The 13491-nt window shown below is 65.6% G+C and carries 8 protein-coding genes; 6 read left to right on the top strand and 2 right to left on the bottom strand.

Translation table 11 applies throughout. The annotated features are described in order from the left end of the window. Positions 1 to 213: 213 nt before the first annotated feature. From AC07R1_RS14340 to nagE, 5 genes are read left to right on the top strand one after another with little or no spacing between them, the layout of a single operon-like run. Positions 214 to 945: a GntR family transcriptional regulator gene (locus AC07R1_RS14340; protein WP_495110633.1), complete on the top strand. Its 732-nt coding sequence runs from the start codon at positions 214 to 216 to the stop codon at positions 943 to 945. A 27-nt stretch (positions 946 to 972) separates the two neighbouring features. Continuing rightward, a complete protein-coding gene (nagA, locus tag AC07R1_RS14335; RefSeq protein WP_019094765.1) occupies positions 973 to 2079 on the top strand; it encodes an N-acetylglucosamine-6-phosphate deacetylase in 1107 nt (368 codons plus the stop codon). Continuing rightward, positions 2060 to 3082: an SIS domain-containing protein gene (locus tag AC07R1_RS14330; RefSeq protein ID WP_103289925.1), complete on the top strand. Its 1023-nt coding sequence runs from the start codon at positions 2060 to 2062 to the stop codon at positions 3080 to 3082. Before nagA ends, AC07R1_RS14330 begins: the two co-directional genes overlap by 20 nt. A 26-nt stretch (positions 3083 to 3108) precedes the next feature. Then, entirely contained in the window at positions 3109 to 5631 is a 2523-nt protein-coding gene (gene ptsP / locus AC07R1_RS14325; protein ID WP_495110632.1) for a phosphoenolpyruvate--protein phosphotransferase, read from the top strand. 22 nt (positions 5632 to 5653) lie between these two features. Then, positions 5654 to 7360, top strand: a complete 1707-nt coding sequence (nagE, locus tag AC07R1_RS14320; protein ID WP_065364576.1) for an N-acetylglucosamine-specific PTS transporter subunit IIBC — start codon at positions 5654 to 5656, stop codon at positions 7358 to 7360. Positions 7361 to 7483: 123 nt separating this feature from the next. Here nagE and AC07R1_RS14315 read toward each other — a convergent pair whose 3' ends face one another. Beyond that, positions 7484 to 7795 (bottom strand): YqfO family protein, encoded by a 312-nt coding sequence (locus AC07R1_RS14315; protein WP_015634269.1) that lies wholly within the window; start codon positions 7793 to 7795, stop codon positions 7484 to 7486. A gap of 5 nt (positions 7796 to 7800) precedes the next feature. Further along, the gene (gene purL / locus AC07R1_RS14310) at positions 7801 to 11697 is read right to left on the bottom strand and encodes a phosphoribosylformylglycinamidine synthase (protein WP_011059426.1); all 3897 of its coding nucleotides are present in this window, start codon (positions 11695 to 11697) and stop codon (positions 7801 to 7803) included. 287 nt (positions 11698 to 11984) lie between these two features. Here purL and mltF point away from each other — a divergent pair, with 287 nt between their 5' ends. Then, complete coding sequence (mltF, locus tag AC07R1_RS14305; protein ID WP_011059425.1) at positions 11985 to 13445, top strand: membrane-bound lytic murein transglycosylase MltF; 1461 nt, start codon at positions 11985 to 11987, stop codon at positions 13443 to 13445. Positions 13446 to 13491: the final 46 nt, after the last annotated feature.

Here is a 13491-nt window from a genome sequence, read left to right as displayed (position 1 = left end):
GCGACCCGCAAGGGGTCGCCACTCGACGCCATGGCGATGGCAGTCAGACCTGCCTAATACCACTTTAATCATTTACCCTTCAAATCACCCCGCAAACGCTGGATTTACGCCACCTTCAGCAGACCAGTGGCGTTGACATGGTATCTAAGTGGTATTAGTTTTTCGGCACTACCGGGCGACAACAACCTAATAACCGCATCGGAAAACCTACAGATGAATCACCTCCTGGCCCTGCGCCCCGACGGCTCCCAACCCACTCCGCTGTACCTGCAACTGGCTCGCAACCTGGAAGCGGCAATCCATGCCGGCCAGTGGAAAGCCGAGCAGGCACTGCCGTCGGAACGCAACCTCAGCGAATTGCTGGGGATCTCCCGGGTCACCGCGCGCAAGGCCCTGGAAGTGCTCTTCGAACAGGGCTTGATCCGCCGCAGCCAGGGCTCGGGGACCTTCATCACCCCGCGCCTGGAGCAACCGCTGTCGCGGCTCTCCGGCTTCAGCGAAATGCTCCGCCTGAAGGGTTTCGTGCCCGGCTCCCAATGGCTGGAACGCACCCTCACCCCGCCCACCCATGAAGAACTGATCCGCCTCGGCCTGTCGCCCAACGACAAGGTGGCGCGGCTCAAGCGCCTGCGCAAAGCCGATGACACAGTGATGGCCATCGAGATGAGCACCCTGCCGGCCAGCATCATCGCCCAGCCGGAAGCGGTCGGGGATTCGCTCTATGAATACCTCGATGGCATCGGCAAGCCCGTGGTGCGGGCGCTGCAGCACATCCAGGCGATCAATGCCTCGGACGAATTCGCCGCCCTGGTGGGCATCGCCCCCGGCACCGCCATGTTGCTGATGACCCGGGTCGGCTACCTGGAAGACAACACGCCGATCGAGGTCACCGACACCTACTGCCGCAACGACTACTACGACTTCGTCGCTGAACTGCGACGCTGAACCCGCTTCCGGAGCCAGAGAAACGCCATGTCCGAAGACAATATCCTCACGCCCCAAGGCTGGGTCCGCGGCCGTCTGCTGCATCAGGACGGCAAGGTGATCGCCATCGAAGGCAGCCCCTGCAATCCGGCGGACAACGACCTGCCCTACCTGCTGCCCGGCTTTATCGACCTGCATGTGCACGGCGGCGGCGGCAAGGACATCATGCAAGGCCGCGATGCCTTCCAGACCATCACCCGCACCCATGTGCGCTTCGGCACCACCTCGTTGCTGGCCACCACCATGACGGCCCCCAGCGAGGAAATCCGCCAGGTCCTGGAGCAACTGGGCAGCTATGCCGAACAGCGCCCCCAGGGCTGCGCCCGAGTGCTCGGCGTGCACCTGGAAGGCCCCTACATCAACCCCGGCAAACTTGGCGCCCAACCCAACTTCGCCCACACCGCACTGCTGGCGGAAGTGGAGCAGTACCTGGCGCTGGCGCCGATCCGCGTGATCACCATCGCCCCGGAAGTCGCCGGCCACGACGGCCTGATCCGCGAACTCAGCGCCCGCGGCGTGCGCATGCAGATCGGCCACACCCTGGGCAGCTACGAGGAAGGCGTGGCGGCCCTCGCCGCTGGCGCCACCAGTTTCACCCACCTGTACAACGCCATGAGCCCGCTGCATCACCGTGAGCCGGGGATCGTCGGCGCGGCCCTGGCCCACGCCCAGTACGCCGAGCTGATCCCGGACCTGCTGCACGTGCACCCCGGTGCCATGCGCGTGGCCCTGCGCTCGATCCCATGCCTGTACTGCGTTACCGACTCCACCGCAGCTGCCGGCATGCCCGACGGTGAATACAAGCTGGGCAGCCACACCGTGACCAAGTGCCTGGGTGGTGTGCGCCTGGCCGACGGCACGCTGGCCGGCAGCACCCTGACCATGGACCAGGCCCTGCGCAATCTGGTGAAGATCGGCCTGCCCCTGGCCGAAGCCTCGCAGCGCCTGTCGCAATTTCCCGCCGACTACCTCGGCATCCCTGAACGCGGCCGCCTGCAACCTGGCAGCTGGGCCGACAGCGTGCGCCTGGACCGGGCACTCACACTGACCGCCGTCATGGTCGAAGGAGAAGACATTGACTTCAAAAATGCTTGAAGAGGCGCTGTCCTCGCACCTGGCCGCGAGCAACCAGTTGCAGCACCTGGACCCGGCGCTGATCGAGGTCGCCGGCCGCCTGCGCCGCCAGCCGCCACAAGTGGCAATGACCGTGGCCCGAGGCAGCTCCGACCACGCCGCCAGCTACTTCGCCTACCTGACCATGCAGCAAGTGGGTATTCCCGTGGCCTCGCTGCCGATGTCGGTGGTGACCATGCAGCAGGCGCCCCTGCGGGTCAGCGGCCAGGCGGTGTTTGCCTTTTCGCAATCGGGGCAAAGCCCGGACCTGGTAAACAGCGTGCGCCTGCTGCGCAAGCGCGGGGCCCTCAGCGTGGCCATGGTCAACGCGGAAAACAGCCCGCTGGAAGCGGCCAGCGAATTCTTCCTGCCATTGCACGCCGGCGCCGAGCAGAGCGTGGCCGCCACCAAGAGCTTTATTGCCACCCTCAGTGCCAGCGCGCGACTGATCGGCCACTGGAATGATGACGGACGCTTGCTCGAAGCCGGCCTGGCCCTGCCCGAAGGCCTGCGCCAGGCCGCGACCCAGGATTGGAGCCTGGCCGTCAATGCGCTGCGCGATTGCCAGCGCCTGATGGTGATCGGCCGCGGGGCGGGATTCGCCATTGCCCAGGAAGCCGCGCTCAAGCTCAAGGAAACCTCGGCCATCCAGGCCGAAGCCTTCAGCAGTGCCGAAGTCCGCCACGGCCCCATGGCGCTGATCGACCACGACTATCCGCTGCTGGTGTTCGCCCCCCGCGGCGCCGAGCAGGGCGGCCTGCTGAGCCTGGCCGCCGACATGCGCCAGCGCGGCGCCAAGGTGCTGCTGGCCGCTCCGGACGACATCGGTGAACGGGACCTGACCCTGAGTCGTGCCGAACACCCGGCACTCGACCCGATCCTGGCGATCCAGAGTTTCTACGTCATGGCCGCCGGCCTCGCCCAAGCCCGCAGCATGGACCCCGACCAACCGCGCCACCTGAGCAAAGTGACCCGCACTCACTAAGCCCCATCGCCAACGAGTACTGCGCCATGCACAACAACAATAACGAACTGACGCTCGGTGCCCCGTTAAGCGGGCCAGTGCTAGCACTACGCAGCGTGCCCGACCCGGTGTTCGCCAGCGGTGCCATGGGCGACGGCATCGCCATCGATCCCCTCAACGACACCCTGCATGCGCCCTGCGCCGGCCAGGTGATCCAGGTCGCACGTACCGGGCACGCAATCACCCTGCGCGCCGCCAATGGGGCCGAACTGCTGCTGCACCTGGGCCTGGACACTGTCGAACTGCAGGGCGAGGGGTTTGCCCTGCTGGTGAAGGAAGGCCAGCAGGTGCGTGCCGGCCAGCCCTTGCTGCGGGTTGATCTGGACCACGTGGCACAGCATTGCCGAAGCCTGATCAGCCTGCTGATCCTGACCAATGGCGAGGGTTTCGACCTGCGCCCGCTGACCCTGTCGACGGTCCAGGTGGGCGAGCCATTGCTGCACATCAGCCGGCGCGCCAACGCTGGCCCGCAGCCGCTTACGCAAGAGCAATCCGGGCAGCAGGCCAGCGCCCGGATCAAGGTCGCCCATCGCGGCGGCCTGCATGCCCGCCCCGCCGCCCTGGTGCGCCAGACCGCCCTGAGCTTCAACAGCCATTCGCAGTTGACCTTCAAGGACAAGAGCGCCCCCTGCACCAGCCTGATCGCCCTGATGAGCCTGGGCATCGGTGAACAGGAAGAAGTGCTGGTCAGTTGCCAGGGCGACGATTGCCAGGATGCCCTGCAGGCGATGCTGCAGACCCTCGGCACCGCGATGGCCGCAGATGCCCATGGCGAAACCCCGGTACCGGCCCCGGCCGCCCAAGGCCCCGTGGAAGATGGCGTGCTGCCGGGCGTCTGCGCCGCGCCGGGCCTGGTATGCGGCCCCCTGGTACGGCTCAACACCATGGTCCTGGCGGAGGATCATGGCCAGCATGCACCCGAGCCCCAACGGCAAGCACTAAGCGCCGCCCTGGACCAGGTGCGCGGGGAAATCCGCCACACCCTGGAGCAGGCCCGGCAACGCCGCGACCAGCAGGAACAGGACATCTTCAGCGCCCACCTGGCGCTGCTCGAAGACCCGACCCTGCTGGACGCCGCCGAAGCCTCCATTGCCCAGGGCCGCGCCGCCACCCATGCCTGGAGCGCGGCGATTACCGAGCAATGCCAGATCCTGCAGCAACTGGGCAGTACGCTGCTGGCCGAACGCGCCAACGACCTGCGGGACCTGCAGCAGCGCGTTCTGCGCGCCCTGCTGGGGGAGGCCTGGCACTACGACCTGCCAGCCGGGGCGATCGTTGCCGCCGAGGAGTTGACCCCTTCCGACCTTCTGCAACTCAGCGCCCAGGGCGTGGCCGGGCTGTGCATGGCCGCCGGCGGTGCCACTTCCCACGTGGCGATCCTTGCCCGGGGCAAGGGCCTGCCTTGCCTGGTGGCCCTGGGCCCGCAAGTGCTGCGCATCGACAGTGGCCGCCAGGTGGTGCTGGATGCCAACGGCGGGCGCCTGGAACTGGAGCCCGACCCGCAGCGCATCGCACAGGTGCAACAGGCCGGTGAAACCCAGCGCCAGCGCCATGCGCTGCAACAGCAAAAAGCCCATGAGCCCGCCCTGACCCAGGACGGCCAGCAGATCGAGGTGGCGGCCAATGTGGCGTCCAGCGATGAAGCCCGGGACGCCCACCAGGGTGGCGCCGACGGCGTCGGCCTGCTGCGCACCGAGTTTCTCTTCGTTGACCGCCAGACCGCCCCCGATCAAGAAGAACAGCGCCAGGCCTATCAGGCAGTGCTCAACGCCATGGGCGACAAGCCGGTGATCATTCGCACCATCGACGTCGGCGGCGACAAACAGCTGGATTACCTGCCCCTGTCGGTGGAAGCCAACCCGGTACTTGGGCTGCGCGGCATCCGCCTGGCCCAGGCGCGCCCCGAACTGCTGGACCAACAACTGCGGGCGCTGCTCCAGGTCAGCCCCGTGCAACGCTGCCGGGTGATGCTGCCGATGGTCACCGAAGTCGCCGAGCTGCTGCACATTCGCCAGCGCCTGGACCTGTTCGCTGCCGAACTGGGCCTGAGCCAGCGCCCGGAACTGGGGGTCATGATCGAAGTCCCCGCCGCCGCCCTGATGGCCGAGCAACTGGCCGAACACGCCGACTTCCTGTCCATCGGCACCAACGACCTGTCCCAGTACACCCTGGCCATGGACCGTGACCACGCCGGGCTGGCGGCACGGGTCGACGCCCTGCACCCCGCCCTGCTGCGGCTGATCGCCCAGACCTGCGCCGGCGCCCAGCGCCATGGTCGCTGGGTCGGGGTCTGTGGCGCCCTGGCCTCCGATCCCCTGGCCACACCCGTACTCATTGGCCTGGGCGTCAGCGAGCTGTCGGTCAGCCCCCCCCAGGTGGGCGAGATCAAGGACCGGGTGCGCCAGCTGGACGCCAGCCAGTGCCGCCAGCTCAGCCAGCCGCTGCTCAACCTGCCCGGTGCCGCCGCAGTCCGTCAGGCCTGCGAACGGCTTTGGCCTCTGCACTCATAACAAGAATTCCAGGAGAGACGCCATGTACCAGTATTTCATCGAGGGCCTGCAACGCCTCGGCCGGGCGCTGATGCTGCCCATCGCCATCTTGCCCATCGCCGGTCTGCTGCTGCGCCTGGGCGACACCGACCTGCTGAACATCGCGATCATCCACGATGCCGGGCAGTCGATCTTCGGCAACCTGGCGCTGATCTTCGCCATCGGTATCGCCGTCGGCTTTGCCAAGGACAACAATGGCACCGCCGGGCTGGCCGGGGCCATTGGCTACCTGGTGATGATCTCGACCCTCAAGGTGCTGGACGCCAGCATCAACATGGGCATGCTCGCCGGGATCATCAGCGGGCTGATGGCCGGCGCGCTGTACAACCGCTTCAAGGACATCAAGCTGCCGGAGTACCTGGCGTTTTTCGGCGGCCGGCGCTTCGTGCCCATCGCCACCGGTTTCACCGCCGTGGGCCTGGGGGTGGTGTTCGGCCTGATCTGGCCGCCGATCCAGCACGGCATCAACAGCTTCGGCCAGTTGCTGCTGGAAAGCGGCAGCTTCGGCGCCTTCGTCTTCGGTGTGTTCAACCGGCTGCTGATCGTCACCGGCCTGCACCACATCCTCAACAACATGGCCTGGTTCATCTTCGGCAGCTTCACCGACCCGAGCACCGGCGCCGTGGTCACCGGCGACCTGACCCGCTACTTTGCCGGCGACCCCAAGGGCGGCCAGTTCATGACCGGGATGTTCCCGATGATGCTGTTCGGCCTGCCCGCCGCCTGCCTGGCGATGTACCGCAACACACCGCCGGAACGGCGCAAGGTAATGGGCGGGATCTTCCTGTCCATGGCCCTGACATCCTTCCTGACCGGGGTCACCGAGCCGATCGAATTCGCCTTCATGTTCCTTGCCCCCCTGCTGTACCTGGTGCATGCCCTGCTCACCGGGCTGGCCATGGCCCTGACCAACCTGCTGAACATCCACCTGGGCTTTACCTTTTCCGGCGGCGCCATCGACATGGCCCTGGGCTGGGGCCGCTCCACCAACGGCTGGAAGGTGTTTCCGGTGGGCCTGCTGTACGCGGTGGTGTACTACCTGGTGTTCGATTTCTGCATCCGCCGCTTCAACCTCAAGACCCCGGGCCGTGAAGACAGCCCCTCCAGCGAAAAGACTGAACTGAGCGTCGACCAGCGCGCCGCGGCCTACATCAAGGCCCTGGGTGGCGCCGGCAACCTGCTTACCGTCGGTGCCTGCACCACGCGCCTGCGCCTGGAGCTGGCAGACCGCAACCTGGCTTCGGACAGCGAGCTCAAGGCCCTGGGCGCCATGGCCGTGGTGCGCCCCGGCAAGGGCGGCAGCTTGCAGGTGGTGGTGGGGCCGCTGGCAGACAGCATCGCCGACGAGATCCGCCTGGCGTCACCCGTTTCAGCCAGGGCTGCGGTGGCACAGGCGCCTGTTGAAGAACCCCCGCAGGTCGACATTTCCATCCACGAAGCCCAGCAGTGGCTCAACGCCCTGGGCGGTCGGGACAACCTGCTGCAGATGGACTGTGTGGCGCTGACCCGGTTGCGAGTGCGAGTGAACAATAGCCGCAGCCTGTCGGAGCCGGCGCTCAAGGGGCTGGGCTGCCAGGGCATGCGGCGCATGGAGGGGGACGTCTGGCACGTGCTGATTGGCGAAAAGGCCGGGGGCTTGCAGGTGGCGCTGACGGGCTTGCTGCACCGAGAGGTCGGCGCAGGAGCTTGAAGGCACTTTCGCCGGCCAGCCGGCTCCTGCAAGGCTCCTGTAGGAGCCGGCTGGCTGGCGAAGGCCCACAAAAAAGCCCGCTGACCGTTGCCGGTTCAGCGGGCTTTGTGTCTGTGGATAACCTCAGAACGCTTCGAGGCGCCAGACTTCATAAGCCGGCGTTTCGTAGGGATGGCTCTGCTTGAGGGCCAGTACCACGTCGCGAATCAGTTCGTCGGCCACCACCAGCTCGACCTTCCACTCCTCCACCCGCTCCACCTGGCCGGTCTGCCCGAGAAACGGCTGGCTGCCGTCCAACGGGCGAAACTGGCCCTGGCCGAGCACCTGCCAGGCGCACTGGTCATAGGCGCCGATGCGTCCGCCGCCCGCGGCGAACACAGCGCTCTTGACCGACTCCACATGGCTGGGAGGCACGAAGAAGCTGAGCTTGTACATCAGCCTCAGTTCACCCAGACCCGAGCGTTACGGAACATGCGCATCCACGCCCCATCTTCGTTCCACTCATCCGGGCGCCAGGAGTTCTGCACGGCACGGAACACCCGCTCAGGGTGCGGCATCATGATGGTGACGCGACCGTCGCGGCTGGTGAGGCCGGTGATCCCGCGCGGCGAACCGTTGGGGTTGGCCGGGTAACGCTCGGTGACCTTGCCGTGGTTGTCGACGAAACGCAGGGCCACGCAACCGGACAGGTCGGCTTCCAGCAATGCCTCTTCGCTTTCGAACTCCGCATGGCCTTCACCGTGGGCGATGGCGATCGGCATCCGCGAACCGGCCATGCCCTGCAGGAAGATCGAGTTCGACTCCTGCACCTGGACCATGGCCACTCGGGCTTCGAACTGCTCGGAGCGGTTGCGCACGAAGTGCGGCCAGAACTCGCTGCCCGGGATCAGCTCGTGCAGGTTGGACATCATCTGGCAACCGTTGCACACACCCAGGGTGAAGCTGTCGGTACGTTCGAAGAAGCCCTGGAAGGCATCCCGCGCACGGCTGTTGAACAGCGCCGACTTGGCCCAGCCTTCACCGGCGCCCAGTACGTCGCCGTAGGAGAAGCCGCCGCAGGCAACCATGCCCTTGAAGTCGTTGAGGTCGACGCGACCGGCGAGGATATCGCTCATGTGCACGTCGATGGCGTTGAAGCCGGCGCGGTCAAAGGCCGCTGCCATTTCCACCTGGCCGTTGACGCCCTGCTCACGCAGTACCGCCACCTGTGGACGCACGCCTTTCTTGATGTAAGGCGCGGCGATGTCCTGGTTGACGTCGAAGCCCAGCTTGACGCTCAGGCCCGGGTTGTCTTCTTCCAGTACCACGTCGAATTCCTGCTCGGCGCAGTCGGCGTTGTCCCGCAGGCGCTGGATCTGGTAGCTGGTTTCTGCCCACTGACGCTGCAGCAGGCGGCGCTGGCCGGTGAACACGCTTTCGCCGTTGTAGGAGATGCTCACTTCACCGTTGTTGATCGGCTGGCCGATCACGGCCACGCAATCGCCCAGGCCGGCGGCGCTGAACTGGGCCAGCACGTCCGGAGTAGCGTCCTGGCGCACCTGGATCACCGCACCCAGCTCTTCGTTGAACAGGATGGCGGCGATTTCGGCGGTGTTTTCCGCCACGGCGTCGAGGCTCAGGTTCAGGCCGCAATGGCCGGCGAAGGCCATTTCCACGGCGCTGACCAGCAGGCCGCCATCGGAACGGTCGTGGTAGGCCAGCAGGTGACCGTCGGCGTTGAGGCCCTGGATCACCGCGAAGAAGGCCTTGAGGTCTTCCGCATCATCCACGTCCGGTGCCTGGCTGCCGAGCTTGCCGTGGGTCTGGGCGAGGATCGAGGCGCCCATGCGGTTCTGCCCGCGACCGAGGTCGATCAGGATCAGGTCGGTGGTGCCCTTGTCCATGCGCAGTTGCGGGGTCAGGGTCTGGCGAATGTCCGCTACGGGTGCGAAGCCAGTGACGATCAGCGACAGCGGCGAGGTGACGCTCTTGTCCACGCCCTCTTCGTTCCAGCGGGTGGCCATGGACATGGAGTCCTTGCCCACCGGGATGGTGATGCCCAGCTCTGGGCACAGCTCCATGCCCACTGCCTTGACGGTGTCGTACAGGCGCGCGTCTTCGCCCGGGTGGCCGGCAGCGGACATCCAGTTGGCGGAGAGCTTGATGTCGCTGATCTTGTTGATGCGCGAGGCCGCGATGTTGGTCAGGGTCTCGCCGATCGCCATGCGGCCGGACGCCGGGGCGTCCAGCAGGGCCAGCGGCGTGCGCTCGCCCATGGCCATGGCCTCACCGGTGTAGACGTCGAAGCTGGTGGCGGTCACGGCCACGTCGGCCACCGGCACCTGCCATGGGCCGACCATCTGGTCGCGGGCCACGAGGCCGGTGATGGTGCGGTCGCCGATGGTGATCAGGAAGCTCTTGCTGGCCACGGCCGGGTGGTGCAGGACGCGCTCGATGCTCTCGGCGATATCCAGGGTGCTTGGATCGAAATCGTCACCCAGTTCGTTTTCCCGTACGGCCGAACGGTGCATGCGCGGGGCCTTGCCCAGCAGCACTTCCAGCGGCATGTCCACCGGGCTGTTGCCGAAGTGGCTGTCGGTCACGGTCAACTGTGGCTCGGCAGTGGCTTCGCCGACCACCGCGAACGGGCAGCGCTCACGCTCGCAGATGGCCTTGAAACGTTCGAAATCCGCAGCGCCCACCGCCAGGACATAACGCTCCTGGGATTCGTTGGACCAGATTTCGTGCGGGGCCATGCCCGGCTCGTCGTTGGGGATGTTGCGCAGTTCGAAGCGACCGCCACGGCCGCCATCGTTGACCAGTTCCGGGAAGGCGTTGGACAGGCCACCGGCGCCCACGTCGTGGATGAAGCTGATGGGGTTGTTATCCCCCAGTTGCCAGCAACGGTCGATGACTTCCTGGCAACGGCGTTCCATTTCAGGGTTTTCACGCTGTACCGAAGCGAAATCCAGGTCCGCCGAGCTGGTGCCGGTGGCCATGGAGGAAGCGGCGCCGCCGCCCAGGCCGATGAGCATCGCCGGGCCGCCGAGCACGATCAGCTTGGAGCCGACGGTGATCTCGCCTTTCTGCACGTGCTCGTCACGGATGTTGCCCATGCCGCCTGCCAGCATGATCGGCTTGTGGTAACCGCGAACTTCATCGCCACGAGGCGTGGTAATGGATTGCTCGAAGGTGCGGAAATAACCGGTCAGGGCCGGACGGCCGAATTCGTTGTTGAACGCCGCGCCACCCAGTGGGCCTTCGATCATGATGTCGAGGGCGGTGACGATGCGCTCAGGCTTGCCGTACGGCACTTCCCACGGCTGTTCGAAGCCCGGGATCTGCAGGTTGGACACGGTGAAACCGGTGAGGCCGGCCTTGGGCTTGGCGCCGCGCCCGGTGGCGCCTTCGTCGCGGATTTCGCCGCCGGAACCGGTGGAGGCCCCCGGGAACGGCGCGATGGCGGTCGGGTGGTTGTGGGTCTCGACCTTCATCAGGATGTGCACCGGCTCCTGTACCGCACCGTACTGGCGGGTCTCAGGGTTCGGATAGAAACGCCCGGCAACCGAACCGACGATGACCGCGGCGTTGTCCTTATAGGCGGAGAGCACACCTTCGTTGTGCATCTGATAGGTGTTCTTGATCATGCCGAACAGGCTTTTTTCCTGGCTCTGGCCGTCGATATCCCAACTGGCGTTGAAGATCTTGTGGCGGCAGTGCTCGGAGTTGGCCTGGGCGAACATCATCAGTTCGATGTCGTGGGGATTACGCTTGAGGCCCTGGAAGGCGTTCATCAGGTAATCGATTTCGTCTTCGGCCAGGGCCAGGCCCAGCTCGCTGTTGGCCTGCTCCAGCGCAGCCCGGCCACCGCCGAGGATGTCGATGGCGGTCAGCGGCTTGGGTTCGGCGTGGCTGAACAGGCCGGCGGCCTGTTCCAGGTTGGCCACCACGATCTGGGTCATGCGGTCGTGCAGGGCGTCGGCGATCAGTTGGGCCTCGGCCTCGCTGAACTCACCGGCCACATAGAAGGCGATGCCGCGCTCCAGGCGCTGGATCTTCGCCAGGCCACAGTTGCGGGCGATGTCGCTGGCCTTGCTCGACCACGGCGAAATGGTGCCGAAACGTGGCAGGACCAGGAACAGACGGCCGGTCGGCTCTTGTACCGGAACGCTGGGGCCGTACTTCAGAAGGCGCGCAAGCACCTGCTGTTCGTCGCCGGTCAGGACGCCGGTGACTTCGGCGAAGTGAGCGAATTCAGCATACAAGCCACTGACAGCCGGTACTTTCTGGCTCAGTTGCTCAAGGAGTTTGCTGTGGCGAAAGGCAGAAAGGGCAGGAGCGCCGCGCAGGATCAACATCTTCGGGACAGCCTCGGGAAGGGGGTGTGCTTTGAGGCCGTGCATTCTAACGTAAACCGCTGGCATCGGCACTCGAAACGCAACCCCCGGGCGCCTCCGGACGTCGGCCCGGGGCCAGCCCCCTATAACAAAGCCTCATCAGGGTCATTGCCGGTGGTTATTTTAAACGTCACATTCAGCGCCCAGGCCCCATTCCTGAGGCCTTCAGCCCGGCTCGACCATCGCTAGCAGACAAGCCCTTCGCTGTCGAGATATGGCGGCCGTTATCCTTTGCGTATACTGCGCCAATGTTTTCCCCTATGGCTTTACGTCCGCGCTGCGCCAAGTGGCTCATCGTTACCGGACTCTTCCTGATGCTCGGCGCCTGTGTTGAGAAACCCAGCACGCTCGAGCGCGTAAAGGAGGATGGTGTGCTGCGGGTGGTCACCCGTAACAGCCCTGCCACCTACTTTCAGGATCGCAACGGTGAAACCGGCTTCGAATACGAGCTGGTGAAACGCTTTGCCGACGATCTGGGGGTGGAGCTCAAGATCGAGACCGCCGACAACCTCGATGATCTGTTCGACCAGCTGGGCCAGCCCAAGGGCCCGGTACTGGCCGCCGCCGGCCTGGTGAGCAGCGAGCAGCGCAAGCAGCAGGTGCGGTTCTCCCACCCCTATCTGGAAGTCACGCCCCAGGTCATCTATCGCAATGGCCGTTCCCGCCCCACCACCGCGCAAGACCTGGTGGGCAAGCACATCATGGTGCTCAAGGGCAGCACCCACGCCGAACAACTGGCGGAACTCAAGCTCAAGTACCCCGGCATCGAATACGAAGAGTCGGACGCCGTGGAAGTGGTGGACCTGCTGCGCATGGTGGACGAAGGGCAGATCGACCTGACCCTGGTGGACTCCAACGAACTGGCGATGAACCAAGTCTACTTCCCCAATGTGCGAGTGGCCTTTGACCTGGGCGACGCCCGCAGCCAGAGCTGGGCCGTGGCCGCAGGCGACGACAACAGCCTGCTCAACGAGATCAACAGTTTCCTCGACAAGGTCGAGAAGAACGGCACCCTGCAACGCCTGAAGGACCGCTACTACGGCCATGTGGACGTGCTCGGCTATGTCGGCGCCTACACCTTTGCCCAGCACCTGCAGCAACGCCTGCCCAAGTACGAGAAGCACTTCAAGGCGTCGGCCAAGCAGGAAAAGCTCGACTGGCGCCTGCTGGCGGCGGTGGGCTATCAGGAATCGATGTGGCAGGCCGAGGTCACCTCCAAGACCGGGGTGCGCGGGCTGATGATGCTGACCCAGAACACCGCCCAGGCCATGGGCGTTTCCAACCGCCTGGATCCCAAGCAGAGCATCAGCGGTGGGGCCAAGTACCTGGCCTATATCAAGGAACAGCTGGACGACAAGATCGAGGAACCGGACCGCACCTGGTTCGCCCTGGCCGCCTATAACGTCGGCACCGGCCACCTGGACGATGCGCGCAAGCTGGCCGAGAAAGAAGGCCTGAACCCGAACAAGTGGCTGGATGTGAAGAAGATGCTGCCGCGCCTGTCGCAGAAGCAGTGGTACAGCAAGACCCGCTACGGCTATGCCCGGGGCGGCGAGCCCGTGCATTTCGTCGCCAACATCCGTCGCTACTACGACATTCTCACCTGGGTGACCCAGCCGCAGCTGGAAGGCGACCAGGTCGCCGAAGGCAACCTGCACGTACCCGGGGTCAACAAGACCAAGCCGCCGGAAGAGAATCCGCCGCTTTAAAAGCATTCGCCGGCCAGCCGGCTCCTGCACAACCTGTGTAGGAGCC

Source organism: Pseudomonas sp. GW821-FHT07F01, assembly GCF_059418825.1.
Note: the sequence above shows the minus strand (reverse complement) of the source record. Positions and strands in the feature narration are given on the sequence as shown.

Coding starts and splice junctions, on each gene's coding strand:
- AC07R1_RS14340 (WP_495110633.1), top strand. CDS start 214: ATGAATCACCTCCTGGCCCTGCGCCCCGACGGCTCCCAACCCACTCCG.
- nagA (WP_019094765.1), top strand. CDS start 973: ATGTCCGAAGACAATATCCTCACGCCCCAAGGCTGGGTCCGCGGCCGT.
- ptsP (WP_495110632.1), top strand. CDS start 3,109: ATGCACAACAACAATAACGAACTGACGCTCGGTGCCCCGTTAAGCGGG.
- nagE (WP_065364576.1), top strand. CDS start 5,654: ATGTACCAGTATTTCATCGAGGGCCTGCAACGCCTCGGCCGGGCGCTG.
- AC07R1_RS14315 (WP_015634269.1), bottom strand. CDS start 7,795: ATGTACAAGCTCAGCTTCTTCGTGCCTCCCAGCCATGTGGAGTCGGTC.
- purL (WP_011059426.1), bottom strand. CDS start 11,697: ATGTTGATCCTGCGCGGCGCTCCTGCCCTTTCTGCCTTTCGCCACAGC.
- mltF (WP_011059425.1), top strand. CDS start 11,985: ATGTTTTCCCCTATGGCTTTACGTCCGCGCTGCGCCAAGTGGCTCATC.